28 protein-coding genes and 1 pseudogene are annotated in these 23,673 nt (G+C 63.3%); 22 read left to right on the top strand and 7 right to left on the bottom strand.

All coding sequences use genetic code 11. The annotated features are described in order from the left end of the window. Positions 1-116: 116 nt before the first annotated feature. On the bottom strand, positions 117-1,337 hold the full coding sequence (locus tag X728_RS165740) for an MFS transporter (protein ID WP_023830291.1): 1,221 nt from the start codon (positions 1,335-1,337) through the stop codon (positions 117-119). A 118-nt stretch (positions 1,338-1,455) separates the two neighbouring features. Between X728_RS165740 and X728_RS165745 the strand changes: the two genes are divergently transcribed. The 8 genes from X728_RS165745 (at position 1,456) to X728_RS165780 (ending at position 8,059) form a co-directional block, all read left to right on the top strand. Further along, positions 1,456-2,064, top strand: coding sequence for a TetR/AcrR family transcriptional regulator (locus X728_RS165745; protein WP_023668436.1), 609 nt, complete (start codon positions 1,456-1,458; stop codon positions 2,062-2,064). Positions 2,065-2,158: 94 nt separating this feature from the next. Then, positions 2,159-3,130, top strand: a complete 972-nt coding sequence (locus tag X728_RS165750; RefSeq protein WP_023830290.1) for a hypothetical protein — start codon at positions 2,159-2,161, stop codon at positions 3,128-3,130. Between the two features lie 71 nt (positions 3,131-3,201). Further along, positions 3,202-4,128 (top strand): histone deacetylase family protein, encoded by a 927-nt coding sequence (locus tag X728_RS165755; protein WP_023830289.1) that lies wholly within the window; start codon positions 3,202-3,204, stop codon positions 4,126-4,128. 3 nt (positions 4,129-4,131) lie between these two features. Next, complete coding sequence (locus X728_RS165760) at positions 4,132-4,383, top strand: exodeoxyribonuclease VII small subunit (protein ID WP_023668433.1); 252 nt, start codon at positions 4,132-4,134, stop codon at positions 4,381-4,383. Positions 4,384-4,421: 38 nt separating this feature from the next. After that, positions 4,422-4,688, top strand: a complete 267-nt coding sequence (locus tag X728_RS165765; protein WP_023668432.1) for a DUF2277 domain-containing protein — start codon at positions 4,422-4,424, stop codon at positions 4,686-4,688. A 10-nt stretch (positions 4,689-4,698) separates the two neighbouring features. Then, positions 4,699-5,619: a pirin family protein gene (locus X728_RS165770; RefSeq protein WP_023685413.1), complete on the top strand. Its 921-nt coding sequence runs from the start codon at positions 4,699-4,701 to the stop codon at positions 5,617-5,619. Between the two features lie 101 nt (positions 5,620-5,720). Further along, entirely contained in the window at positions 5,721-7,634 is a 1,914-nt protein-coding gene (gene dxs, locus X728_RS165775; RefSeq protein ID WP_023830288.1) for a 1-deoxy-D-xylulose-5-phosphate synthase, read from the top strand. A gap of 140 nt (positions 7,635-7,774) precedes the next feature. Then, positions 7,775-8,059 carry a hypothetical protein gene (locus tag X728_RS165780; protein WP_023668429.1) on the top strand — a complete coding sequence of 95 codons (285 nt, stop codon included), beginning with the start codon at positions 7,775-7,777 and terminating at the stop codon, positions 8,057-8,059. Here X728_RS165780 and X728_RS165785 read toward each other — a convergent pair. Next, positions 8,056-8,457 (bottom strand): GFA family protein, encoded by a 402-nt coding sequence (locus X728_RS165785; RefSeq protein ID WP_023716106.1) that lies wholly within the window; start codon positions 8,455-8,457, stop codon positions 8,056-8,058. The two genes, X728_RS165780 and X728_RS165785, sit on opposite strands and share 4 nt — an antisense overlap. Positions 8,458-8,603: 146 nt before the next feature. On the opposite strand from X728_RS165785, the gene X728_RS165790 reads away from it, so the two are divergent. Both X728_RS165790 and X728_RS165795 read left to right on the top strand, forming a co-directional pair. Further along, a complete protein-coding gene (locus X728_RS165790; RefSeq protein WP_023830287.1) occupies positions 8,604-9,398 on the top strand; it encodes a TlyA family RNA methyltransferase in 795 nt (264 codons plus the stop codon). Continuing rightward, a complete protein-coding gene (locus X728_RS165795) occupies positions 9,395-10,630 on the top strand; it encodes a class I SAM-dependent RNA methyltransferase (protein ID WP_023830286.1) in 1,236 nt (411 codons plus the stop codon). Before X728_RS165790 ends, X728_RS165795 begins: the two co-directional genes overlap by 4 nt. A gap of 66 nt (positions 10,631-10,696) precedes the next feature. Here X728_RS165795 and X728_RS165800 read toward each other — a convergent pair whose 3' ends face one another. The 5 genes from X728_RS165800 to X728_RS165810 form a co-directional block, all read right to left on the bottom strand. Then, the gene (locus X728_RS165800) at positions 10,697-11,086 is read right to left on the bottom strand and encodes a type II toxin-antitoxin system VapC family toxin (RefSeq protein WP_023692077.1); all 390 of its coding nucleotides are present in this window, start codon (positions 11,084-11,086) and stop codon (positions 10,697-10,699) included. Continuing rightward, a complete protein-coding gene (locus tag X728_RS1000000168155) occupies positions 11,073-11,348 on the bottom strand; it encodes an AbrB/MazE/SpoVT family DNA-binding domain-containing protein (RefSeq protein ID WP_081732289.1) in 276 nt (91 codons plus the stop codon). The genes X728_RS165800 and X728_RS1000000168155 overlap by 14 nt, the downstream gene beginning before the upstream one ends. A 77-nt stretch (positions 11,349-11,425) precedes the next feature. Next, positions 11,426-13,129, bottom strand: coding sequence for a metalloprotease TldD (tldD, locus tag X728_RS165805; protein WP_245266054.1), 1,704 nt, complete (start codon positions 13,127-13,129; stop codon positions 11,426-11,428). Then, complete coding sequence (locus X728_RS1000000170885; RefSeq protein ID WP_155923284.1) at positions 13,126-13,323, bottom strand: hypothetical protein; 198 nt, start codon at positions 13,321-13,323, stop codon at positions 13,126-13,128. The genes tldD and X728_RS1000000170885 overlap by 4 nt, the downstream gene beginning before the upstream one ends. A gap of 69 nt (positions 13,324-13,392) precedes the next feature. Further along, complete coding sequence (locus X728_RS165810; protein ID WP_023668422.1) at positions 13,393-13,977, bottom strand: invasion associated locus B family protein; 585 nt, start codon at positions 13,975-13,977, stop codon at positions 13,393-13,395. 375 nt (positions 13,978-14,352) lie between these two features. On the opposite strand from X728_RS165810, the gene coxB reads away from it, so the two are divergent. From coxB to rnhA, 12 genes and pseudogenes are all read left to right on the top strand, one after another. Further along, positions 14,353-15,237 carry a cytochrome c oxidase subunit II gene (gene coxB, locus X728_RS165815; RefSeq protein WP_023687148.1) on the top strand — a complete coding sequence of 295 codons (885 nt, stop codon included), beginning with the start codon at positions 14,353-14,355 and terminating at the stop codon, positions 15,235-15,237. 38 nt (positions 15,238-15,275) lie between these two features. Continuing rightward, complete coding sequence (gene ctaD / locus X728_RS165820; RefSeq protein ID WP_023668420.1) at positions 15,276-16,928, top strand: cytochrome c oxidase subunit I; 1,653 nt, start codon at positions 15,276-15,278, stop codon at positions 16,926-16,928. Positions 16,929-16,998: 70 nt separating this feature from the next. Continuing rightward, a complete protein-coding gene (locus tag X728_RS165825) occupies positions 16,999-17,943 on the top strand; it encodes a heme o synthase (RefSeq protein WP_023830285.1) in 945 nt (314 codons plus the stop codon). Between the two features lie 2 nt (positions 17,944-17,945). Next, on the top strand, positions 17,946-18,095 hold the full coding sequence (locus X728_RS165830) for a hypothetical protein (RefSeq protein ID WP_023698516.1): 150 nt from the start codon (positions 17,946-17,948) through the stop codon (positions 18,093-18,095). A gap of 8 nt (positions 18,096-18,103) precedes the next feature. Then, positions 18,104-18,730, top strand: a complete 627-nt coding sequence (locus X728_RS165835; RefSeq protein ID WP_023692073.1) for a cytochrome c oxidase assembly protein — start codon at positions 18,104-18,106, stop codon at positions 18,728-18,730. A gap of 1 nt (position 18,731) precedes the next feature. Then, a complete protein-coding gene (locus X728_RS165840; protein ID WP_023668416.1) occupies positions 18,732-19,613 on the top strand; it encodes a cytochrome c oxidase subunit 3 in 882 nt (293 codons plus the stop codon). 83 nt (positions 19,614-19,696) lie between these two features. Beyond that, positions 19,697-19,831: pseudogene (locus X728_RS1000000168150) on the top strand (L,D-transpeptidase family protein); the annotation flags it as partial. Positions 19,832-19,844: 13 nt separating this feature from the next. Beyond that, positions 19,845-20,231 carry a DUF983 domain-containing protein gene (locus X728_RS165845; protein ID WP_023685423.1) on the top strand — a complete coding sequence of 129 codons (387 nt, stop codon included), beginning with the start codon at positions 19,845-19,847 and terminating at the stop codon, positions 20,229-20,231. Then, on the top strand, positions 20,228-20,983 hold the full coding sequence (locus tag X728_RS165850; RefSeq protein ID WP_023685424.1) for an SURF1 family protein: 756 nt from the start codon (positions 20,228-20,230) through the stop codon (positions 20,981-20,983). The genes X728_RS165845 and X728_RS165850 overlap by 4 nt, the downstream gene beginning before the upstream one ends. 162 nt (positions 20,984-21,145) lie before the next feature. Then, a complete protein-coding gene (ispH, locus tag X728_RS165855; RefSeq protein WP_023685425.1) occupies positions 21,146-22,156 on the top strand; it encodes a 4-hydroxy-3-methylbut-2-enyl diphosphate reductase in 1,011 nt (336 codons plus the stop codon). A 7-nt stretch (positions 22,157-22,163) separates the two neighbouring features. Next, on the top strand, positions 22,164-23,126 hold the full coding sequence (locus X728_RS165860) for a homoserine kinase (protein ID WP_023827465.1): 963 nt from the start codon (positions 22,164-22,166) through the stop codon (positions 23,124-23,126). Beyond that, positions 23,123-23,659: a ribonuclease HI gene (gene rnhA, locus X728_RS165865; RefSeq protein ID WP_023830284.1), complete on the top strand. Its 537-nt coding sequence runs from the start codon at positions 23,123-23,125 to the stop codon at positions 23,657-23,659. The genes X728_RS165860 and rnhA overlap by 4 nt, the downstream gene beginning before the upstream one ends. Positions 23,660-23,673: the final 14 nt, after the last annotated feature.

The raw sequence follows: 23,673 nt of genomic DNA, 5'->3' as shown, positions 1-23,673 counted from the left end.
GAATGGGTCCTCGGGTCTGCGCTTCGCTTCGCGTCGCTCCGTGATGACGACGCCAGAGGCCTCACCTAATTCCGAACGTTTGCGGTGGTCTCCAAAGCGAACGTCAGGCCGCGTCCTTACGCGGGAACGGCGGCCGCGTCGCATCCGTCCAGCTCGCATGTGTGGGTGGCCAGGCTGCGCTGGCCCAGCAACACCGTGACCAATGCGATGACGCCGGCCGCCACCGAGACCCAGAACCCGTTCCTGGCGCCGAACTCATCCACCACCGCGCCGGCGGCAAACGAACCCAGCGCCATGCCGATGCCGATGCCGGTCATCACCCAGGTGATGCCTTCGGTCAGCATCGCTTCCGGCACGTGGCGTTCGATCAGGCCGAAGGCGGTGATGAAGGTTGGCGAGATCGCCACGCCGCTGATGAAAACGGTCAGCGCCAGCAGCGGCACCGTGTCGGCGGTGAGCGGCAGCAATGTGCCGAGCGCAACGAGGGCGACCGCGAGGGCCAACTGGCGCTGCAGCGGCGCTTTCAGGTTGAGCGCACCGACGACGAGGCCGAGCACGAACGATCCCAGCGCATAGACGCCGATGACGAGGCTGGCGGCGCCCGGCTGGCCGAGTTCCTTGGTGATCGCCACCGTGCTCACTTCCGTCGTCGCGAAGGTGGCGCCGACGAAGATCAGGGCGAAGGTGATGATCTGCACCGGCCTGAGCCGGATTGCCGAGCCGCTCGAGACATGATTCACCGGCCGCACTTGTGGTTCGGTCGAACGCTGCAGGATGAAGGCTGCCGAGCCAAGGGCGAGGAATAGCGTGCTGACCAGGACACCGGCTTCCGGGAACAGAGCGGCACTCAAGCCCACCGACAGCGATGCGCCTGCAATGTAGACGAGTTCGTCCGCCGCCGATTCGAAGGCGAATGCGGTGTTCATCTGCGGCCGGCCGCGAAAAATCTCGGTCCAGCGCGCGCGCACCATCGCCGGCATGCTGGGCATGGCGGCGGCCGCCAGTGCCGACACAAACAGCGTCCACACCGGCCAGTCCTGATTGGCTGCGGCAATCAGCACCGCGAAGGCGAGCACGGTGAGGATGGTGGTCGGAATCACGATCCGCGTCTGGCCGAGGCGATCGACCAGCCGTGATATCTGCGGCGCCACGAAAGCGTTGCTCAGCGCGAACGTCGCCGAGACAGCTCCCGCCAGCCAGTATTCGCCACGCGTCTGCGAGAGCATGGCCACGATGCCGATCGGCGCCATGGCGATCGGCAGCCGCGCGAGGAAGCCCGCGGCGGCAAACCCCTTGGCTCCAGGGGCACGAAAGATTTCCGAGTATGGGTTTTGCATGGCTGGTTCCTCGACAAAGGCCAATTCGACAATTACATACGATGCGTATGAATATAGGTAGTCCATACGCCGCGTATGTCAATTGGCATACGAAGCGTATGTGAATAAGGCCAGAACCATGCACAGACCCCGCAAGGAGATGATTGCCGAAACGCGCGCCAAGCTGATCACGGCGGCCCGCAGTGCCTTCGGGACGATCGGCTATGCCGAGGCGTCCATGGATGATTTCACCGCATCAGCCGGGCTGACGCGCGGAGCGCTTTACCATCATTTCGGTGACAAGAAGGGCCTGCTGCAGGCCGTCATCGCCGAAATCGACGGCGAGATGGCGGTTCGCATCAATGAGATCGCGTCGAAAGCGCCGAACCGTTGGCAGCGTTTCGTCGACGAATGCACGGCCTATATCAAGATGGCGCTGGAGCCGGAAATCCAGCGCATCATGTTTCGCGACGGTCCGGCTGTGCTCGGCGATCCGGCGCAATGGCCGAACGCCAATGCCTGCGTCGGCTCGATGACTGATCATCTGACCGCTTTGCAACAGGAGGGGGTGGTCGTCCCCGGCGTCGACCCCGAAACCGCCGCACGGCTGATCAACGGCGCCAGCAGCCAGGCGGCGCAGCGCATCGCCAATTCGAACGATCCCGAAGCCACGTCGAAGACCGTGGTGGCGGCCTTCCAGCAACTGCTCGAAGGCTTGCTCAAAAAGCAGGGTTCGCATCCGGCCTGAAATCTCACGAGCCGATCCCCGGCGTTTGCCGAGTTTGACAATTTTCGGCCCAGGTTCATCCTCGCCGTCCATCTCTGAGGGGAGATTCGGGCGCATGTGGGATTTCGAAATCGGCAGGTCGGTGTCCATCATGATCAGGACATGGCCTTTCATTGCCCTTCGCATGATCGTCTATTTCGGCATCACGCTCGCCTATATCGTGGCGACCGGCAGCGGCGCCTCCGTCGGCTATGGCGTCGGCCACATCTCCACCGATCCCGACGGGCCGCTGTCCTTTGCGCTCTGGGGCGGCATCGTCGGCATCGGCGTCGTTTCGATCGCGCTGTACTGGATCCGCGAATACATCCTCTATGTCGTCAAGGCCGGCCATATCGCCGTCATGGTCCATCTGATCGATGGCCGGGACGTTCCCAATGGCCAGGACCAGATCGCCTACGCCAAGGGTGTGGTGAAGGAACGTTTCGCCGAGGCCAACATCCTTTTCGTGGTCGACCAGCTGGTCAAGGGCGCCATCCGCGCCATCACCGGCCTGATCGGCGGCATCGCCGCCTTCCTGCCCATTCCGGGCCTCGGCGGCCTGGTCGCTTTCATCAATACGGTCATCCGCCTGTCGCTGACCTATGTTGACGAGATCATCCTCGGCTACAACATCCGTATCAACTCGTCGTCGCCCTTCGAAACCGCCCGGCAAGGCGTCGTGCTCTATGCCCAGAACGGCAAGACCATGGTCAAGAACGCGGTCTGGCTGGCGGTCATCATGTGGGGTGTGTCCTTCGTCATCTTCCTTTTGATGCTGGCGCCGGCCGCCGCCATCATGTGGTTCATTCCGGGGCAGCTCGGCGGCTGGGCCTTCGTGCTCGCCATCCTCCTTGCCTGGGCCTTCAAGGCGGCCTTCATCGAACCCTTCGCCATAGCCTGCCTGATGCAGGTCTATTTCAAGACCATCGAAGGCCAGGTGCCGAACGCCGAATGGGACCAGCGGCTGGCCGAGGGGTCGTCCAAGTTCAGGGAACTCAGGGCCTCCTTCGGCGGCTCGCGCTGGACGCAGCCCGCGGCCGGGGTGTAATCCCTGTTGAACGTCGGGGCGGTGAGGCGTCAAACCATGGTCAAAGCGGCCGGGCGCGCCTATATCGGGTCATGGTCACCAGGCTCTACACCCATCCGATCTTCCTCGAACATCTGACGCCCCCCGGTCATCCGGAGCGGCCGGACCGCTTGCGCGCTATCGAGCGCGTGCTCGACGACGAGGCCTTCACCGCACTCGATCGGGTAACGGCGCCGCAAGGCGACGAGGCCACAATCCTCTACGCCCACCCCGAGGATTTCGTCGCCCGCGTCCGCGCCGCGATCCCTGAAAGCGGCATTGCCTCGATCGACGCCGACACCAGCGCCAGCCCGAAAAGCTGGCAGGCGGTGGTGACCGCCATCGGTGCCGCCAACGCCGCTGTCGACGACGTCTTCGAGGGCCGCGTCGCCAATGCCTTCGTCGCCTCACGTCCGCCCGGCCACCACGCCGAAAAGACCACGGCGATGGGCTTTTGCCTGTTCAACACCGCGGCGATTGCCGCGCGTTATGCGCAAAAGAAACACGGCGCCGAGCGCGTCGCTATCGTCGATTGGGATGTCCATCACGGCAACGGCACGCAGGACATCTTCTGGGACGATCCCTCGGTGCTCTATTGTTCGACGCACCAGATGCCGCTCTATCCCGGCACCGGGGCTAAAAACGAAACCGGCGCCGGCAACATCGTCAACGCGCCGCTGGCGCCGCAGACCGGCTCGGACATGTTTCGCGATGCCTTGCTGTCGCGCGTCCTGCCGGCACTCGACAATTTCGCGCCCGATCTGATCATCATTTCCGCAGGGTTCGACGCTCACCATCGCGATCCGTTGGCCGAGATCAACCTCAGCGAGGACGATTTCGACTGGGCGACCGGCCAGTTGCTGGAACGCGCCGGGCGCCACAGCGGCAACCGGCTCGTCAGCCTGCTCGAGGGCGGCTACGATCTGCAGGGATTGGCATTTTCGGTCGCTGCCCATGTCGGGCGGCTGATGAAGGGATAAAGTATGGCTGGCGAAGCAAACGAAGACGTCAAGGCGATGAGCTTCGAGCAGGCACTCGACGCGCTGGAAAAGATTGTCGATGATCTGGAACGCGGCGACGTGCCGCTCGACCAGTCGATCAAGATTTATGAGCGCGGCGAGGCGCTGAAGGCCCATTGCGACCGGCTGCTGAAGGCCGCCGAAGACAAGGTCGAGAAGATCAGGCTGTCGCGTGATGGCAAACCGGTGGGAACGGAGCCGCTCGACGCGGAGTAGTGGAATGGGGCGGGCATAAAGCAGATAGGAGTTCAAGCATGTGCAGAAACATCAAGACCCTGTTCAATTTCGAGCCGCCGGCGACCCATGACGAGATCCGCGACGCCGCGCTTCAATTCGTGCGCAAACTGAGCGGAACGACGCGGCCCTCGCAGCGCAACCAGGCGGCCTTCGACCGTGCCGTCGAGGCGATCGCCGAATCGGCGCATGAATTGCTGCATTCGCTCGAAACCACACATCATCCGCGCAATCGCGAAGAGGTGGCGGCCAAGGCAAAAGCCAAATCGGCGCTCCGCTTCGCCTGAGGACATCCAGATGAGTTTCTTCCCCGGCAAGGACCCTGAGCCTGGCGATGCCTTCGCCAGCGACCAGATCGAGCTCATGGTCATTCCAAACGCCAAGGATATTGGCGGCTTCCAGGTTCGCCGCGCTCTGCCGACGGCAAAGCGGCGGTTGGTCGGTCCCTTCATCTTCTTCGACCGCATGGGGCCGGCGATCTTGCGTGCCGGCCAGGCGATGGATGTGCGCCCGCACCCGCATATCGGGCTTTCCACCGTCACCTATCTGTTCGACGGCAATATCAGGCACCGCGATTCACTCGGCACCGAGATGGTCATCCAGCCGGGCGACGTGAATTTGATGACCGCCGGCCGCGGTATCGTCCATTCCGAGCGCACGCCCGAAGAACTGCGCGGCGCGCCAATGTCGGTCTCCGGCCTGCAGACATGGCTGGCTTTGCCCGACGGCAAGGAGGAAGTGGCGCCGGTGTTCGAGAACACGGCCGCGCTCCTTCTGCCCGAGATCGACGCCGAAGGTGTTTCCGGCCGCGTGGTGATCGGCGATTTCCAGGGACTGCGCTCGCCGGTAAGAGCCGATACCGAGACGCTCTACGCCGATTTGCGCCTGGCGCCCGGCGCCAGCGTCAAAATTCCCGCCGACGCCGAGGAACGCGCCATCTACACGCTGGATGGCGATGTCTCGATCTCGGGCGACCGCTTTCCGGCCGAACGGCTTTTGGTGTTCCGGCCTGGCGACGAGATCGTCGTGTCGTCGGAGCGTGGCGCCCATTTCATGCTCTTCGGCGGCGCTTCGCTCGGCTCCCCGCGCCACATCTGGTGGAACTTCGTCTCGTCGTCGAAGGAACGCATCGAACAGGCCAAGCAGGAATGGAAGACGGGCCGCTTCGATATCGTTCCCGGAGATGAGGAAGAGTTCATTCCGTTACCGGACAATTAACGTCAGCATCATCTGCGTCACTGACACGCATTTACATTCCGGCGACGCAGGCATATTTCGCCATGATCGACGCGCATTATAGCTGAGCAGGCCCTTTAACAGTGAACGCAACGCTGCATACGCCGCTTCTCGACAAGGTCCGCATTCCAGCCGACCTGAAGAAGCTTGACGAAAGCGAGCTGCCGCAGCTGGCCTCGGAGCTGCGCGCCGAGCTGATCGATGCCGTCTCGCATACGGGCGGGCATCTCGGCGCCGGCCTCGGTGTCGTCGAACTGACGGTGGCGCTGCACTATGTCTTCAACACGCCGGAAGACCGCGTGATCTGGGATGTCGGCCACCAGGCCTATCCACACAAGATCCTGACCGGCCGCCGCGACCGCATCCGAACGCTCAGGCAAGAAGGCGGCCTGTCCGGCTTCACCCGTCGCGCCGAGAGCGAATACGACCCGTTCGGGGCCGCGCACTCTTCGACCTCCATTTCCGCCGGCCTCGGCATGGCCATGGCGCGCGACCTCTCGGGCGGCCACAACAATGTCATTGCCGTCATCGGCGACGGCGCCATGTCCGCCGGCATGGCCTATGAAGCCATGAACAATGCCGGCGCGCTTGATGCCCGGCTGATCGTCATCCTGAACGACAACGACATGTCTATCGCGCCGCCGACCGGCGCCATGAGCGCCTATCTGGCGCGGCTCGCGTCGGGCAAGACCTATCTTGGCCTGCGCGATTTCGGCAAGAAGCTGACCTCCTATCTCGGCAAACGCGCCGATCGCGCCATCAAGCGGGCGGTCGAGCATGCGCGCGGCTACGTCACCGGCGGCACGCTGTTCGAGGAGCTCGGCTTCTACCACATCGGCCCCATCGACGGCCACAATCTCGAGCATCTGATCCCGGTGCTGAAGAACGTCCGCGACCATGCCGACGGCCCGGTGCTGATCCATGTCGTGACCCAGAAGGGTAAGGGCTACGCGCCGGCTGAGGCCGCGGCCGACAAATATCACGGCGTCAACAAGTTCGACGTCATCACCGGCGCGCAGACCAAGGCCCCGGCCAATGCGCCAGCCTACACCAAGGTGTTCGCCGAGAGCCTGGTCCAGGAAGCCCGCCTGGACGACCGTATCGTCGCCGTCACCGCGGCCATGCCGAACGGCACCGGCCTCGATTTGTTCGGCGAGGCGTTTCCGACCCGGACCTTCGATGTCGGCATTGCCGAGCAACATGCCGTGACCTTCGCCGCCGGCCTGGCCAGCGAGGGCTACAAGCCCTTCGCCGCCATCTATTCGACCTTCCTGCAGCGCGCCTACGATCAGGTCGTCCATGACGTGGCGATCCAGAAACTGCCGGTGCGTTTCCCGATCGACCGCGCCGGTTTCGTCGGCGCCGACGGCGCCACTCATTGCGGCGCCTTCGACACCACCTTCCTGGCGACGCTGCCGGGCTTCGTGGTGATGGCGGCTGCCGACGAGGCGGAGCTTCGCAACATGGTGCGCACCGCCGCCTATTATGACGAAGGCCCGATCGCCTTCCGCTATCCGCGCGGCAATGGCGTCGGCGTCGACATGCCGGAGCGCGGCTCGGTGCTCGAAATTGGCAAGGGCCGCATCGTCAGGGAAGGCACCAAGGTGGCGCTTCTGTCCTTTGGCACCCGGCTGCAGGATTGCCTGCTGGCGGCCGAGGAACTCGGCGCGGCCGGATTGTCGACAACGGTTGCGGATGCCCGTTTCGCCAAGCCGCTCGACGAGGATTTGATCCGCCGTCTTGCCCGCTCGCACGAAGTGCTGGTGACGGTGGAAGAGGGCGCTGTCGGCGGTTTCGCCAGCCACGTGCTGCAGTTCCTCGCCCATGAAGGCTTGCTGGAAAGCGGTCTGAAAGTTCGGCCGCTGGTGCTGCCAGACGAGTTCACCGACCACGCCAAGCCGGAAAAAATGTATGCCGATGCCGGGCTCGACGCGGCCGGCATCGTGCGCACCGTGTTCGTCGCGCTCGGCCATTCCGCGCGCGCGCAACGGGCCTAAATCAAACCTCACGCCTCTGAAGCGGTTGTCGGCTGCAACCCTATGCTAACGCTGCCTTTTGGCGTTTTGCTTACCGTGTCTTTTGGCCGTTTTTCAACGCCCCCCTGCTAGAACGAGAGCCAGGCAGGGAGTTAAAAACAATGCGAACGCTTCTGTGCGGCGCGGCCCTTTTGGCCGTCATCGCCGCGCCGGCCATGGCCGAGACGCGCTATGACCGCAAGCTCGAACAGGCGGTGGCAGGCATCGTCGCCCGCAAGATGGGCGATATCAGGGGCGCTTTTTCCTACAAGCAGGTGCCGCAGCTTGTCGTCGTGCCGGACGCACCAGTCGTTGCTGTCGAGCGCCCGCGCAAGCAGGCTTCAGATGACGGAAGCGACGGCCTGATGCCGGCCGTTGAACGGCAGGTCTCACGGACGATCTTCTAAAACCACATATCGCGCACGCAGCGCCCATCGCGCGGCAGGTCGTCATAAGTGTCCAGCCCGTCGAAATGGTCGATCGGCAGGTCGGCGACCGCCTCCGGCGGTGCCAGCCTGACATTGACGGCGATACGCGTGCGGCCGCTGTCGCTGCGACGCAAACCGCGCCAGGCAAGCACGCAGGCGCATGTCGGGCAAAACAGGATTTCCAGCGACGGCGTCTCCTTGCCGGCGCGGGTGTAGGACTGCACAGGCCCCGCAAGCCGGATACGCTCGTCGACAAAGTCATAGGCCCAGAGCGTGCCATAACGGCGGCAAAGCGTGCAATTGCAGGCCGTGATCGGGCCGGGATCGCCTTCCAGGGTCCAGTGGGCGGTGCCGCAATGGCAGGTTCCTGTCAGCATTCGTCTTCCTCCGCATTGCCTGAGCCTCTACATCTTGCCGGACTGGCTGCGATATTCAACCGGGCGGACTGGCTTGCGGCCCGGGTCTCGACGTCCTCCCATGCCAATGTCCTTGCCTTCGCGGCCGGCTTTCGCCATGAAGGCCGATGAACTCCCCTCTGCCAGCCAGCACACGCCAGCGGCTCGACGAATTGCTCGTCCAGCGCGGCCTGTTTGCGAGCCGCTCGCGCGCCCGCGACGCGGTCGAGCGCGGCACCGTGACCGTCGACGGCGTGGTCGCCCGCAAGCCGGGCCAGACGGTTTTGCCGCAATGCCTTATCGTCATCGACGATCCGGCGCAGGGCTATGTCTCACGCGCGGCGCTGAAGCTGATTGCCGGGCTCGACCATTTCGGTCTCGATCCCGCGGGCAGTGAAGCCCTCGATATCGGCGCCTCGACGGGCGGCTTCACCCAGGTGCTGCTCGAACGCGGCGCGGCCCATGTCACGGCCATCGATGTCGGCCACGGCCAGATGCATCCCGACATTGCGGGCGACCCGCGCGTGACGGTTATCGAGGGCCTCAACGCTCGCGAGCTCGCGGCTGCCGATCTCGGCGGCCGCATCCCGGATTTCATCGTCTCCGACGTCAGCTTCATCTCGTTGAAACTGGCGTCGCCACCGGCGTTGGCATTGGCACGGGACGGCGCTCGTGCGGTGTTTCTGGTCAAGCCGCAATTCGAGGCCGGCCGCGAGGCAATCGGCAAGGGCGGTCTGTTGAAAGACCCTTATGACGCCGCCCGTGTGGCCGGCTTGCTGCAGGAATGGCTCGAAGGCGTCCCTGGCTGGCGTACATTGGGTCTGCACATGTCGCCGATCGAAGGCGGCGACGGCAACCGCGAATTCCTGCTTGCCGGGATCAAGGATGCCGGGACCAAGGATGCCGGGATCAAGGACCGATGAGCACGGGCTTCACCATCAAGAGACTGGGTTCGCAGGGCGACGGCGTCGCCGAGACGGAAACCGGCGAGATGTTCATTCCCTTCACCCTGCCCGGCGAGACCGTCACCGCCGCGCGCGAGAGGGATCGCGCCATGCTGATGGCGGTATTGGAGACGTCGCCGCTGCGTATCGATCCGGCCTGCCGGCATTTCACCGAATGTGGCGGCTGCGCCGTCCAGCATCTGCAAGCCGACGCTTACCAGCAATGGAAACGCGACAAGGTCGTGCACGCCTTGAAAGGCATTGCCGGCGACATCGGCGCCCTGGTGCCGTGTGCGCCACACACACGCCGCCGCGTCGTGCTTGCCGCCAGGCGCGCCGACACAGGCATGCTGCTTGGCTTCCATCGCCATCTGTCGCCGGAAATCATCCCCATCGAGGAATGTCCGATCTCACTGCCGGAGATCGTTGCCGCGCTCGATCGCTTGCGATCAGTCGCCGACCTGGTTTGCGCCACCACCAAATCGTTCCGGATGGCGGTCACTGTGACGGGCTCGGGGCTTGACGTCGCCGTCTATGAGTCGGGCAAGCTGGGCGAGAACCAGCGCCGGGTCGCCTCCAACTTCATGATGGCCAATGGCTTTGCCCGGCTTTCGATCGACGACGAGATCGTCATCGAGCCGAAAAAGCCGGTGGTCATGTTCGGCACCGTCGCTGTCGCCATACCGCCTGGCGCCTTCCTGCAGGCAACGCAAGCCGCCGAGCAGACGATGGCCGATCTCGTTGGCGGACATCTGAAGCGGGCCAGGAAAGTCGCGGATCTTTTCGCCGGCTGCGGCAGCTTTGCGCTTCGGCTGGCGGCCAAATCCGAAGTCCACGCGGTCGAAGGCGACGCGGCAGCCCTTTCGGCGCTCGACCGCGGATCGCGCTTCGCCACCGGCCTGAAGCGGGTAACCGGCGAACGCCGCGACCTGTTCCGGCGGCCGCTGACGTTCAAGGAGCTGAATGCTTTCGATGGCGTCGTCTTCGACCCGCCGCGCGCCGGCGCCGAGGACCAGTCGAAGCAGATCGCCCGCTCGGATGTGCCGTTCGTCGCCGCCGTCTCCTGCAATCCGGTGACGCTGGCACGCGACCTGCGCATCCTGATTGACGGCGGCTACATCTTGAAGAGCGTCACGCCCATCGACCAGTTCCTGTGGTCGCCGCATGTCGAGGCCGTGGCGCTGCTGGAGAAGCCGAAACGGCGACGTTAATCCGCCGATTTTCACAAGGCCGTGCTTGAGTTTGCCGCCCCCCGCAAGACGTAGCCGGCTGGCAAACTAGCCTTCGCGAACGCTTTCGTACCCGGCCGCTTGTGCGGCCTTGATGAACTTACGGTCGAAGGACACAAATGCTGAGCAGTGCGAGGACTTGCCCAGATGGAGCGCATCGGCGAAATCCATTCCCGTCTCGGCTAGATCGACCGCGGAAGAGACGATCGCAGCATCCTCTATCTCTACAGTGGGAAGCCCGCCGAACACCCGCAGTGCATTGACGATCGAGGCCTGATCATAACCATAGCCGCTGCGCAGCACCCACTCAGCCTCCAGGATCACCGTGACGGCGACGAAAACGGGCTGACCGTCGATCAGCCGCCGGGCTCGCGGGGACTGCTCGGGATCGTCGTTCGTCAGATACCTGACGACAACGTTGGTATCAATCGCGAGCATGGCGCCGCCGTGCTTCAGCAAGGACGGCCGCGTCCATCTCCTCCAAGGTCTTCGGTCTGCCACTGTGCGGCAGGACACCAAAGACATCTTCTGGTCGTGTCGGGGCAAAGGCAGGCGCCGGTCTCAAAAGTACACCGTCCGGTGTGTCTTCGACCTGCAGGCGCGTGCCCGCGCCCCAGTCCCTCCGTTTGCGGATAGCGCTGGGCAGGATGACTTGTCCCTTGGTCGAGACGGTCGTTATAAGTTTTTCGGTCGCAGCCATCGCGAAGGACCTTTGCGTAAGACGAACGTAAGATAGCCCTATCGCGGAAGGTATTCAAGCCGACCGGATTCGTATCCTCAAACCCTGGTGCCGCCGACCGTCATCTGGTTCATCCTGAGATGCGGCTGGCCGACGCCGACCGGCACGCCTTGTCCGGCCTTGCCGCACATGCCGATGCCGGTGTCGAGTTTCATGTCGTTGCCGATCATCGACACACGGTGCATGGCGTCCGGTCCGTTGCCGATCAGCATGGCGCCCTTTATCGGCTGCGTCACCTTGCCGTTTTCGATCATGTAGGCCTCGGTGCAGCCGAACACGAACTTGCCTGAGGTGATGTCGACCTGGCCGCCGCCGAAGGATACGGCATAGATGCCGTTCTTGACCGAGGCGATGATCTCGTCCGGCTCCATGTCGCCCGCCGTCATATAGGTGTTGGTCATGCGCGGCATCGGCTGGTGCGCATAGCCTTCGCGCCGGCCGTTTCCCGTGGCTTTCATGCCCATCAGCCGGGCGTTCTGGCGGTCCTGCATGTAGCCGACAAGCTTGCCGTCCTCGATCAGCACATTGCGGGCCGAAGGCGTGCCTTCATCGTCGACGGTCAGCGAACCCCGCCGCTCCGGCATGGTGCCGTCATCGACCACGGTAACGCCCTTGGCGGCGACCTGCTGGCCGAGCAGGCCGGCAAAGGCGGAGGTCTTCTTGCGGTTGAAGTCGCCCTCCAGCCCGTGGCCGACGGCTTCGTGCAGCATCACGCCCGGCCAGCCGCTGGACAAAACGATGTCGAACGTTCCGGCCGGCGCGGGAATGGCTTCGAGATTGACCAGCGCCTGCCTGAGCGCCTCCCTGGCCGCATGCTTCCAGGCGTCCTCGACCAGGAACTCGCCGAACGCCTTGCGCCCGCCCATGCCATAGGAGCCGCTTTCCTGGCGGTCGCCGTCGCCGACGACGACCGAAACGTTGATGCGGACCAGCGGGCGGATGTCGCGCACGATCTGGCCGTCGGCGCGCACGATCTCGACATGCTGCCAGGACGCCGCGAGCGAGGCCGTCACCTGGCGCACGCGCGGGTCCTCGGCGCGCAGCCATGCGTCGATTTCCTGCAACAGCTTGGCCTTGACCTCGAAGGAAGGCGAGGGGATCGGGTTCTCCTCGCCATAGAGATGGCGGTTGGTGCGCGCGGGTGCCGCGGCAAGCGTGCCGGAATAGCCGCCCCTGACTGTCGAGACGGCGTCGGCGGCGCGCAGCAGCGACGCCTCGGAAAGATCGCTGGAATGAGCGTAGCCGCTGGCCTCGCCGGCCACGGCGCGCAGGCCAAAACCCTGGTCGGTGTTGAAATTGGCGGTCTTCAGCCTGCCATTGTCGAACATCAGCGCTTCGCTCTCGCTGTATTCGAGGAACAGTTCGCCGTCGTCGGCGCCGTTCAGTGTGTCGGCGACGATCCGCTTGATGCGATCGTCTGAAATGTCGAATTGGCCGGTCAGGCTGTTCATGGCAGGTCCGCTCACAAGAGGAATGGTGTTGCCACGATGTAGGCGCGAAGACGCGCCTGCACAATCCGCAATGACGATCCGCAGCAGGTAGGAGCGGGTAACCCCGCCCCTGAACATGACATCAATCTTGAAGTTCGACCCGTCACCCGAAAAGGCCTTCACCCAGCGATATTTCTTGTTCCATTCATTGGCCTGGTCGGCCGTGAAGGGGTCGGTACAGCCCGAGGAGAACTGGATCGACTTGCACTTCTCATGGTTTTCGCAGCCATAGAAGTAGATGACATATTTCATGCCCTGAAGCCGGCCCGAGACCAACGGATCGCCCCGTCGTCCTTGTCCATCTTGGCCGAGCCATAGCCTTTCGCAAGCTCGAAAATGACGGCCGGATCGGGCGCCGTGATGATTTCGGAATCCTCGGCAAAGGCGACGGAAACGGCGCCGGTCAGGATTAGACCGGTCGACAAAAGCAAAGAACAAGCACGCATGATGACCCCCACAGCCAAAGATCAAACCCGTGGGAATTGTGAGGAAAGACGGTTTCGCAAGCATCAAGCTCAGGGCAGGGCGGCAAAACCGTCGGCGAAGCCCTTGAGGTCGACGGGGATGCCGATGCCTTCTTCCGGCGTCTGGAAGACGATGAAGGTGGCCGACGTCCCGGTCTTCAGCGTATCGAGCAGCGGCTTTTCGAGAATGACCTCGGCATAGCAGCCGTCCTGGAAGCAGCGCACGAAATAGGCGCGGCCGATATCCTTGCCGTCGACATTGAGGCCCAGGCCATTGGGCAGCAGAACGCCGAGCGGCGCCAGCACGCGCAGGATCTCGGCCTTGTTGTCGGCGGTGCGCAGGACGACGACGGACAGTCCCATTTCCGGGCGATCCTCGGCAACGACGTTCTGCATCATCACGCATTGTTCCGAGGTGGCGCCGGCCGGCGTGTCGCAGATGATCGACCACGCGCCATGCGTTGACTTGACCGTGCCGCTGGGCTGCGCTGCATTGGCGACGCCGGTTGCGGACGAGCCGATACCGATCAGGGCGGCGAGAAAAACGACCTTCGCCCCGCTTCTCGAAAGCCAAGCGCTTTTCGAATGCCAGGCGCTCTTCGAATGCCAGGCGTTTCTCGAAAGCCAAGAGGTCATGACGGCTCCATTGCGAATCACGGCACTTTAAGCCGCGCCAAGGCCAAGTAAAGGATAGGGCGACCGCCGGTCAGCCCCGGCAGGCGCAATAATGCGCTTTTCCCTAGCAAATTCGCCCGAATTGCGACCGTCGGGCGCATTCCGGACACAAGCCCGCATAGCCTGTCTGTCGACGACCCGCGCGGGCCACGAGGCCGTCGAAACAGCGCGGCAGCACTTGCGCGCAAAAATGCCGCACGGTTTCGCCCGCTCCTTTCTTGCGGAGGGAAATAGAGTATGGTTTGAACCACCCTTGGGACTGTCCGGGATTCCCATCCCGGCATTGTTCGATATTCTTGCGTCGCGATCGCGAGGAACCGGGAGATGAAGAGGGCGATGAGAAAATTCCCAGCAAGCGCCAAATTGATGGCAACGGCAGGCGCCGCCGCCGCATTTTTCGCCGGTGCCTCCGCCCATGCGGCCCAGCCGCAGCCGTGGGAGATGACTTTTCAGCCGCCGGCGACAGACATGATGCGGCAGATCGAGTGGTTCGGGAACTACACGATGTGGTTCGTCGTCCCGATCACTGCTTTGGTTCTGGCGCTTCTCGCCTGGTGCATCTTCAGGTTCCGCGCCAGCAAAAACCCGGTTCCGTCCAAGACCAGCCACAACACGCTGATCGAGATCATCTGGACAGTCGGGCCGGTCGTCGTCCTGCTGTTCATCGCCATTCCCTCGTTCCAGCTGCTGACGGCGCAGTACACGCCGCCGGAAGAGGCCAAGCTGACCGTCAAGGTAACGGGCAATCAGTGGAACTGGGACTATGAGTACCAGACCGAGAACACGCTCTCCTTCAACTCCGCCATCCTGCAGGACGCCGACCGCGCCGCGATCGGCAAGGAAGACCGCAAGGTCTATCCGCGCCTGCTGGCGGTCGACAACGAGCTGGTCGTGCCGGTCAACACCATGACGCGCGTCCTGGTTACCGCAGCCGACGTGATCCATTCCTTTGCCGTGCCGGCCTTCGGCATCAAGATGGACGCGGTTCCCGGCCGCACCAACGAGACGTGGTTCAAGGCGGAAAAGGAAGGCATCTATTACGGCCAGTGCTCGCAGCTCTGCGGCAAGGACCATGCCTTCATGCCGATCGCCGTCCGCGTCGTATCCGATGCGCAGTACAAGACCTGGCTGGCAGCAGCCAAGACCGACCTCCCCGGCGCCAACAAGGCGCTGATGGCCGAGGTCGACGGTACCAACAAGGTAGCGGCCGCCGGCAATTGATGCCGCGGGTTAGCAAGAATTAGGGAACGGAGCCGACCATGGCAGAAGCTGCAGCTCACGACGACCACGACCACAAGCCCTATCATGGCTGGGTCCGGTGGGTGTACTCCACCAACCACAAGGACATCGGCACGCTCTACCTGATCTTCGCGATTTTCGCGGGCATCGTCGGCGGCGCGCTTTCGGTCGTCATCCGCATGGAGCTGCAGGAGCCGGGCATCCAGATCTTCACCGGTCTGGCGCAGATGGTCTATGGCATGAACGGCGATGCCGCCATCGACGGCGGCAAGAGCATGTACAACGCCTTCGGCACCGCGCACGCGCTGATCATGATCTTCTTCATGGTCATGCCGGCGCTGATCGGCGGCTTCGCCAACTGGATGGTGCCGATCATGATCGGCGCGCCTGACATGGCCTTCCCGCGCATGAACAACATCTCGTTCTGGCTGCTGCCGCCGGCCTTCCTGCTGCTCATCGCTTCGGCTTTCATGCCGAGCGCGCCCGGCGCCTATGGCGTTGGCGGCGGCTGGACGCTCTATCCGCCGCTGTCGACCTCCGGCCAGCCCGGGCCGGCCATGGATCTGGCGATCCTGTCGATCCACATTGCCGGCGCGTCCTCGATCCTCGGCGCCATCAACTTCATCACCACCATTTTCAACATGCGCGCGCCGGGCATGACGCTGCACAAAATGCCGCTATTTGCCTGGTCGGTTCTGATCACCGCCTTCCTGCTGCTCTTGTCGCTTCCGGTTCTGGCCGGTGGCATCACCATGCTGCTTACCGACCGCAATTTCGGCACCACCTTCTTCGCCCCGGATGGCGGCGGCGATCCGATCCTGTTCCAGCATCTGTTCTGGTTCTTTGGTCACCCCGAAGTGTACATCCTGATCCTGCCGGGCTTCGGCATCATCAGCCACATCGTCTCGACCTTCTCGAAGAAGCCGGTGTTCGGCTATCTCGGCATGGCCTACGCCATGGTCGCGATCGGCGCCGTCGGCTTCATCGTCTGGGCGCACCACATGTACACGACCGGCCTGTCGCTCGACACGCAGCGCTACTTCGTCTTCGCCACCATGGTCATCGCCGTACCGACAGGCGTGAAGATCTTCTCCTGGATCGCGACGATGTGGGGCGGCTCGATCTCGTTCAAGACGCCGATGCTGTGGGCGCTGGGCTTCATCTTCCTGTTCACGGTCGGCGGCGTCACCGGCGTCCAGCTCGCCAACGCCGGCCTCGACCGCTCGCTGCATGACACCTATTTCGTCATTGCCCACTTCCACTATGTGCTGTCGCTGGGTGCGGTCTTCGCCATCTTCGCCGGCTGGTACTACTGGTTCCCCAAGATGACCGGCTACATGTACTCGCCGGTGATCGCCAACACCCACTTCTGGGTCACCTTCGTCGGCGTCAATTTGATCTTCTTCCCGCAGCATTTCCTCGGCCTGGCCGGCATGCCGCGCCGCACCATCGACTATCCCGACGCGTTCGCCGGCTGGAACATGGTGTCGTCCTACGGCTCCTATATATCGGCCGTCGGCGTGGTGATCTTCCTCTATGGCGTGTTCGAGGCCTTCCAGAAGAAGCGCGTCGCCGGCGCCAATCCGTGGGGCGAGGGTGCAACGACGCTCGAATGGCAGCTGCCTTCGCCGCCGCCCTTCCACCAGTGGGAACAGCTGCCGAAGATCAAGTAAGGCAGCCCGAATACGAAACCGCCGGCCCGCCGGCGGTTTCGGCCAACGGAATGATTGGACTTATGTACGCATGGCCCTTTTCGACGACCCAATGATTGACGAAGCGGGCTTTCGCATGTCGGAAGCCACGTCGGGCGATTTCTTCGCCCTGCTGAAGCCGCGCGTCATGTCGCTGGTGGTGTTCACGGCCTTTGTCGGCATGGTCGCTGCGCCCGTGGCCATCAACCCGCTGCTGGCGGTGATCGCCATCCTGGCCATTGCCATCGGCGCCGGCGCCTCGGGTGCGCTCAACATGTGGTACGACGCCGACATCGATGCGGTGATGAGCCGGACCGCCGGCCGCCCGGTACCCTCCGGCCGCATCCTGCCCGGCGAAGCCCTGAGCTTCGGCCTTGTGCTTTCGGTGCTGTCCGTGATGACGCTGGGCGTGCTGGTCAACTGGCTGTCGGCGGCGCTGCTTGCCTTCACCATCTTCTTCTACGCCGTCGTCTACACGATGTGGCTGAAGCGCTCGACGCCGCAGAACATCGTCATCGGCGGCGCCGCCGGCGCCATCCCGCCGGTCATCGGCTGGGCCGCGGTGACCGGAACGGTGAGCCTGGAAAGCCTCGTCCTGTTCCTGATCATCTTCCTGTGGACGCCGCCGCACTTCTGGGCGCTGGCGCTGTTCAAGTCCGACGACTACGCCAAGGCTGGCATCCCGATGATGCCGAACGTTGCCGGCCAGGCCTCGACCCGCCGCCAGATCTTTGCCTACGCCCTGATCCTGGCGCCGATCGGTGTGCTGCCCTGGGTGCTCGGTTTCACCACCGCCTTCTATGGCGTCGCATCAGTGGCTCTCGGCGCCGGCTTCGTCTGGTATGCATGGAAAGTGCTGTGCATGACCGATAGCGACCGCGTCATGAAGCCGGCCAAGGCTCTGTTCGCCTATTCGCTGCTCTACCTCTTCGCCATCTTCGCCATCTATCTTGCCGACTGTGTCGTCGGTCGCGCTTTGGCCATCGGTGGAGCATGACCATGATCGACAAGAAGCTTGAACTGGTCACGCTGACCGAAAGCCAGAAGAAGGCGCGGCGCAACCGTTCGGCGGCGATCGGCGTCGCGCTGGCGATTCTGGTCGTCATCTTCTACGTCGCGACCATCGTGAAATTCGGCCATACCGGATGAGGCCGATGATGACCCGCCAGACCGTGACCGATCCCAGGAAGAAGAACACCAACCGCGTCGTCGCCGCCGTCTGCGTCGCCTTTTTCGGCGGCATGATCGGGATGGCCTACGCCGCGGTGCCGCTCTACAAGATGTTCTGCCAGGCCACCGGCTATGGCGGCACGACGCAGCGCGCCGAAAAGCAATATGCCGGCCGCATCCTCGACCGCGACATCACCGTGCGCTTCGACGCCAACACCAACGGCATTCCCTGGCAGTTCCAGCCGGTCGCCCGCTCGGTCACCATCAAGATCGGCGAGACCACGCAGGCGCATTACAGCGCCACCAACAAGTTCGACCGCGCCGTTACCGGCCGCGCCACCTTCAACGTGCAGCCGGAACTGGCGGGCCCCTACTTCAACAAGGTCGAATGTTTCTGCTTCACCGACACGACGCTGAAGCCCGGCGAGACGCTGGACATGCCGGTCGTGTTCTATGTGGATCCCGATATCGTCAACGTGCCGGAACTGAAGGACTTGAAGACGATCACCCTGTCCTACACCATGTTCCCGGTCCAAAAGAACAAGCCGGTGGCGTCATCGACGCCGGACAGCAGCAGCAAAGTTTCAGATACCGAAGCAAATCTCGGGGGTTGATATGGCAGACGCGCACGCAAAACCACAACACGACTACCATCTCGTCAACCCGAGCCCGTGGCCCTTCCTGGGGTCGATCGGCGCGCTGGTGACTGCAGTCGGCGGCGTCGCCCTGATGCAGTATCTCAAGAACGGCGATTTTCCGATTTTCGGCCACAACATCGCCAATCCGTGGCTGTTCTTCATCGGCCTGGTCATCGTCCTCTACACGATGTTTGCCTGGTGGTCGGACACCATCAAGGAAGCGCATGAGGGCCACCACACGCGCGTCGTGTCGCTGCATCTGCGCTACGGCATGATCATGTTCATCGCTTCGGAAGTGATGTTCTTCGTTGCCTGGTTCTGGGCCTATTTCGATGCCAGCCTGTTTCCGAGCGAAGTGCAGAATTACGCCCGCACCGCTTTCACTGGCGGCGTCTGGCCGCCGAAGGGTCTCGAAGTCCTCGATCCCTTCCATCTGCCGCTCTACAACACCATCATCCTGCTTCTGTCGGGCACCACGGTGACATGGGCGCACCATTCGCTCATCCATGGCGACCGCAAGGGCCTGATCAACGGCCTGGTGCTGACCGTCGGCCTCGGCATGCTGTTCACCATGGTGCAGGCCTACGAGTACATGCACGCTCCGTTCGGCTTCAAGGATTCCATCTACGGCGCCACCTTCTTCATGGCGACCGGCTTCCATGGCTTCCACGTCATCATCGGCACCATCTTCCTGCTGGTCTGCCTGATCCGCGCCTGGAAAGGCGACTTCACGCCCAAGCAGCATTTCGGCTTCGAGGCGGCTGCCTGGTACTGGCACTTCGTCGACGTGGTCTGGCTGTTCCTGTTCGCATCGATCTACGTCTGGGGATCGGTCGGCGCGGTGATCGAAGGCCACTGACGGCTTTCACCGAACCGACAAATCAGAAGGGCGGTCGCGGCAACGCGGTCGCCTTTCTTCTTTTCGGCGCCCCATCAATGGCCAACGGATTCGGCTGGTCGGGCTGGCTGCTTCAATTGGTCGACTGGACCGATGGCTGCATTGGGGTTACCGACTGCGACATGGACGAAATCTGGACTATGGTGCCGGATGGAACGCTGATCGAAATCGAGCCGTAAAGCATGACTATCCATGAGTGAAGACAGGGCGATCTGGCCACCCATCGAGCCGATCTCGGCCGGCCTGCACGGACGCTGCCCGCGCTGCGGCGAAGGACGGCTGTTTTCCGGCTTCCTCACCGTCGGCAAGCGCTGCAACAATTGCGGCCTCGACTATTCCTACGCCGATGCCGGCGACGGCCCGGCGGTGTTCGTCATCCTGATCATCGGCTTCATCGTCGTGGGGCTGGCGCTGTGGGTGGAGGTCACGCTGAGCCCGCCGCTCTGGCTGCATTTCATCATCTGGATACCGCTGGCCGTGGGACTGTGCCTGACGGCGCTGAGGTTGATCAAGGGGGTGCTGCTGACGCTTCAATACGCCAACAAGGCGGCCGAAGGCCGCCTGGACCAAGGGCAATGAGCGAGGCGCTGACCAAGCCCGCCGGCCGCTCGCGGCCGAAGACGGCATTGCTGCTCGGCCTCGGCCTGGTGGTGTTCGTCATCCTGCTCGGGCTTGGCACATGGCAGGTGCAGCGCCTGTACTGGAAGGAAGCCCTTCTGCAGACCATCGACCAGCGCACCCATTCAGCGCCGCAGCCGCTGGCGGACGTCGAGAAGGAATTCGCCGCCACCGGTGATGTCGACTACACGCCGGTCACCGTCAGCGGGACGTTCCTGCACTCCGGCGAGCGGCATTTCTACGCCACATGGGACGGCGACGCCGGCTTCAACGTCTATACCCCGCTGGCCCTCGACGATGGCCGCTATGTCCTGATCAACCGCGGCTTCGTTCCCTATGATGTCAAGGATGCCGCCAAGCGCCCGCAAGGGCAGGTGACCGGCAAGGTCACGGTCACCGGCCTGGCGCGCAACCCGCTGCCGGCCAAGCCGTCGATGATGCTGCCCGACAATGACGTGGCCAAGAACATCTTCTATTGGAAGGATCGTGATGTCATGGCGGCGAGTGCCGGCCTGCCGGCCGGTGCCGTGCTGGTGCCGATCTTCATCGACGCCGACAAGACGCCGAACCCGGGCGGGCTGCCGGTCGGCGGCGTCACCATCATCGACCTGCCGAATTCTCATCTGCAATATGCCTTCACCTGGTATGGCCTGGCGGCGGCTCTTGCCGCGGTTCTGATCGTCAGGCTGCGCGGTCCGGCAAAGACTGAATGATCCAGAGCATCACCCCGAAAAGTGGGAACCGGTTTCGGACAAGATCATGCTCCAACAAAGAGTTAGATCAGGTTGACCATTCAACCTGATCTCAACTGCCCTTGACAGGGCAGGGGTGCACACCTCATTTCGCGTCACGATACGATCAACCGATCTGGAATCATGCTGCAGACCGCCACAAAACCACCGCTGACGATCCGGCTCTGCCAGCCGCGCGGCTTTTGCGCCGGTGTCGACCGCGCCATCCAGATCGTCGTGCTGGCGTTGAAGAAATACGGCGCGCCGGTCTATGTCCGCCACGAGATCGTGCACAACCGCTATGTCGTCGAGGGCCTGCAAAGCCTTGGCGCGGTTTTCATCGAGGAACTCTCGGAAATCCCGGCCGAGCACCGCAAGTCGCCGGTTGTCTTCTCGGCCCACGGCGTGCCGAAATCGGTGCCGGCCGACGCCAAGGCACGCGAGCTCTTCTATCTCGACGCCACCTGCCCGCTGGTGTCCAAGGTGCACAAGCAGGCGATGCGCCATCAGCGGCTCGGCCGCCATGTGCTTCTGATCGGCCATGCCGGCCATCCCGAAGTGATCGGCACCATGGGCCAACTGGCTGAAGGCGCCGTCACGCTGATCGAGACCGAAGCCGACGCTGGGACCTTTGCCCCCGCCGACCCGGAAGCGCTCGGCTTCGTAAGCCAGACAACGTTGTCGGTCGAAGACACTGCCGGCATATTGCGGGTGCTGCAGGAGCGCTTCCCGCAACTGCATGCACCGGCCGCCGAATCGATCTGCTACGCCACCACCAACCGCCAGGAAGCGGTCAAGGAAACCGCCGCCGGCGCCGATCTCTATCTGATCGTCGGTGCGCCCAATTCCTCCAATTCGCGCCGTCTTGTCGAAGTGGCGGAGCGCGCCGGCGCCACCATGTCGCTTCTCGTACAGCGCGCCGCCGAAATTCCGTGGAATGACATCACAAATATCTCGACGCTCGGCCTGTCTGCCGGCGCGTCGGCGCCGGAGATCATCGTCGACGAGATCATCGACGCCTTCCGCCAGCGCTTCGAGGTGACCATCGACCTGGCGATCACGGCCACCGAAACGGAGGATTTTCCAGTCATGCGGGTTCTGCGCGATGTCGAACTGACACGGGCCGACATGGCCTTCGTCAACGGAGCCGCGTGAACAGCCCATGGCGGTCTACACCGACGTCAATGAAGGCGAACTCGGCGCGTTCCTGAGGGCATATCCGGTCGGCGAACTCTTGTCCTACAAGGGTATCGCCGAAGGCACGGAGAATTCGAATTTCCTGCTGCACACCTCAAGCGGCTCTTACATACTGACGCTCTACGAGAAGCGCGTCGACAAGGCCGACCTGCCGTTCTTCCTCGGCCTGATGGGCCATCTCGCCCGCAAAGGCATTTCCTGTCCGCTGCCGGTGACCGCGCATGACGGCACCGTCATCGGCACGCTGGCCGGCCGTCCCGCGGTCATCATCACCTTCCTCGAAGGCCTGTCGCTGCGGCGGCCGACAGCGGCGCATTGCGCGGAGGTCGGCAAGTCCCTCGCCGCACTGCATTTGGCCGGGCAGGATTTTGCGATGACGCGTAACAACGCACTGGCCATCGAGGGCTGGCGCAAACTCTGGAATGCCTCGCGCGACCGAGCCGACGAGGTCGAGCCGGGACTGGCGGCCGAGGTCGACGCGGATTTCGCGGATTTCGAACGCCATTGGCCGCAGGGCCTGCCGGCAGGCATCATCCATGCCGATCTGTTTCCCGACAATGTCTTCTTCCTCGGCGAGAAACTGTCCGGCCTCATCGACTTCTATTTCGCCTGCCACGACCTCTACGCCTATGACGTCGCCACCTGTCTCAACGCCTGGTGTTTCGAGAAGGATTTCTCCTTCAACCTGACCAAAGGCACGGCGCTGCTGGCCGGCTATCAGAGCGTGCGGCCTTTGAGCGAGGGCGAGAAAGCAGCGCTGCCGATGCTTTCGCGTGGCTCGGCGCTGCGCTTTATGCTGACCCGGCTCTATGACTGGCTGACCGTTCCCGACGGCGGGCTGGTCATGAAGCGCGATCCGACCGAATATATCCGCCGCATGCGCTTCCACCGCGCGATCAAGTCGCCTTCGGAATACGGACTGACATGACCAAGCAGGTCGAAATCTTCACCGACGGTGCCTGCTCGGGCAATCCCGGTCCCGGCGGCTGGGGCGCCATCCTGCGCTTCAACGGCAAGACCAAGGAATTGTCGGGCGGCGAGGCCGAGACGACCAATAACCGTATGGAACTGCTGGCCGCCATCTCGGCGCTGAATGCGCTGAAGGAGCCGTGCGCCGTCGAGCTTCACACCGACAGCAAATATGTCATGGACGGTATCTCCAAATGGATCCACGGCTGGAAGAAAAACGGCTGGAAGACCGCCGACAAGAAGCCGGTCAAGAACGGTGAACTGTGGCAGGCGCTGGATGAGGCCAATCGGCGCCACAACGTGACCTGGAACTGGGTCAAGGGCCATGCCGGCCACACCGAGAACGAACGCGCCGACGAACTCGCAAGGGAAGGCATGGCGCCGTTCAAGAGGGGCTCAGCCAAACCTGCGGCGCCGAAAGTGGCGCTGAAGCCGGCGGCATCCGAGAAGCAGCCGGCGCCGCGGGCACGGCGCTCGACCCAGAGCTATTGAGCTCAAGCTATCGG

It is taken from the genome of Mesorhizobium sp. L103C119B0 (assembly GCF_000502235.1).
In the GTDB taxonomy this organism is placed as follows: domain Bacteria; phylum Pseudomonadota; class Alphaproteobacteria; order Rhizobiales; family Rhizobiaceae; genus Mesorhizobium.
The sequence above is the reverse complement of the archived record's forward strand: the minus strand, read 5'-3'. Positions and strand labels throughout refer to the sequence as shown.

Excerpts from the sequence above, each read along its gene's own strand:
- X728_RS1000000170885 (WP_155923284.1), bottom strand. The coding sequence starts at position 13,323 with ATGCGTGCTTGTTCTTTGCTTTTGTCGACCGGTCTAATCCTGACCGGC.
- X728_RS165850 (WP_023685424.1), top strand. The coding sequence starts at position 20,228 with ATGAGCGAGGCGCTGACCAAGCCCGCCGGCCGCTCGCGGCCGAAGACG.
- tldD (WP_245266054.1), bottom strand. The coding sequence starts at position 13,129 with ATGAAATATGTCATCTACTTCTATGGCTGCGAAAACCATGAGAAGTGC.
- X728_RS165800 (WP_023692077.1), bottom strand. The coding sequence starts at position 11,086 with ATGCTCGCGATTGATACCAACGTTGTCGTCAGGTATCTGACGAACGAC.
- X728_RS165825 (WP_023830285.1), top strand. The coding sequence starts at position 16,999 with ATGGCCCTTTTCGACGACCCAATGATTGACGAAGCGGGCTTTCGCATG.
- X728_RS165745 (WP_023668436.1), top strand. The coding sequence starts at position 1,456 with ATGCACAGACCCCGCAAGGAGATGATTGCCGAAACGCGCGCCAAGCTG.
- X728_RS165760 (WP_023668433.1), top strand. The coding sequence starts at position 4,132 with ATGGCTGGCGAAGCAAACGAAGACGTCAAGGCGATGAGCTTCGAGCAG.
- X728_RS165790 (WP_023830287.1), top strand. The coding sequence starts at position 8,604 with ATGAACTCCCCTCTGCCAGCCAGCACACGCCAGCGGCTCGACGAATTG.
- X728_RS165795 (WP_023830286.1), top strand. The coding sequence starts at position 9,395 with ATGAGCACGGGCTTCACCATCAAGAGACTGGGTTCGCAGGGCGACGGC.
- rnhA (WP_023830284.1), top strand. The coding sequence starts at position 23,123 with ATGACCAAGCAGGTCGAAATCTTCACCGACGGTGCCTGCTCGGGCAAT.
- X728_RS165830 (WP_023698516.1), top strand. The coding sequence starts at position 17,946 with ATGATCGACAAGAAGCTTGAACTGGTCACGCTGACCGAAAGCCAGAAG.
- ispH (WP_023685425.1), top strand. The coding sequence starts at position 21,146 with ATGCTGCAGACCGCCACAAAACCACCGCTGACGATCCGGCTCTGCCAG.
- ctaD (WP_023668420.1), top strand. The coding sequence starts at position 15,276 with ATGGCAGAAGCTGCAGCTCACGACGACCACGACCACAAGCCCTATCAT.
- X728_RS165780 (WP_023668429.1), top strand. The coding sequence starts at position 7,775 with ATGCGAACGCTTCTGTGCGGCGCGGCCCTTTTGGCCGTCATCGCCGCG.
- X728_RS165765 (WP_023668432.1), top strand. The coding sequence starts at position 4,422 with ATGTGCAGAAACATCAAGACCCTGTTCAATTTCGAGCCGCCGGCGACC.
- coxB (WP_023687148.1), top strand. The coding sequence starts at position 14,353 with ATGAGAAAATTCCCAGCAAGCGCCAAATTGATGGCAACGGCAGGCGCC.
- X728_RS165810 (WP_023668422.1), bottom strand. The coding sequence starts at position 13,977 with ATGACCTCTTGGCTTTCGAGAAACGCCTGGCATTCGAAGAGCGCCTGG.
- X728_RS165755 (WP_023830289.1), top strand. The coding sequence starts at position 3,202 with ATGGTCACCAGGCTCTACACCCATCCGATCTTCCTCGAACATCTGACG.
- X728_RS1000000168155 (WP_081732289.1), bottom strand. The coding sequence starts at position 11,348 with ATGGCTGCGACCGAAAAACTTATAACGACCGTCTCGACCAAGGGACAA.
- X728_RS165785 (WP_023716106.1), bottom strand. The coding sequence starts at position 8,457 with ATGCTGACAGGAACCTGCCATTGCGGCACCGCCCACTGGACCCTGGAA.
- X728_RS165840 (WP_023668416.1), top strand. The coding sequence starts at position 18,732 with ATGGCAGACGCGCACGCAAAACCACAACACGACTACCATCTCGTCAAC.
- X728_RS165835 (WP_023692073.1), top strand. The coding sequence starts at position 18,104 with ATGACCCGCCAGACCGTGACCGATCCCAGGAAGAAGAACACCAACCGC.
- X728_RS165770 (WP_023685413.1), top strand. The coding sequence starts at position 4,699 with ATGAGTTTCTTCCCCGGCAAGGACCCTGAGCCTGGCGATGCCTTCGCC.
- X728_RS165860 (WP_023827465.1), top strand. The coding sequence starts at position 22,164 with ATGGCGGTCTACACCGACGTCAATGAAGGCGAACTCGGCGCGTTCCTG.
- X728_RS165740 (WP_023830291.1), bottom strand. The coding sequence starts at position 1,337 with ATGCAAAACCCATACTCGGAAATCTTTCGTGCCCCTGGAGCCAAGGGG.
- X728_RS165845 (WP_023685423.1), top strand. The coding sequence starts at position 19,845 with ATGAGTGAAGACAGGGCGATCTGGCCACCCATCGAGCCGATCTCGGCC.
- X728_RS165750 (WP_023830290.1), top strand. The coding sequence starts at position 2,159 with ATGTGGGATTTCGAAATCGGCAGGTCGGTGTCCATCATGATCAGGACA.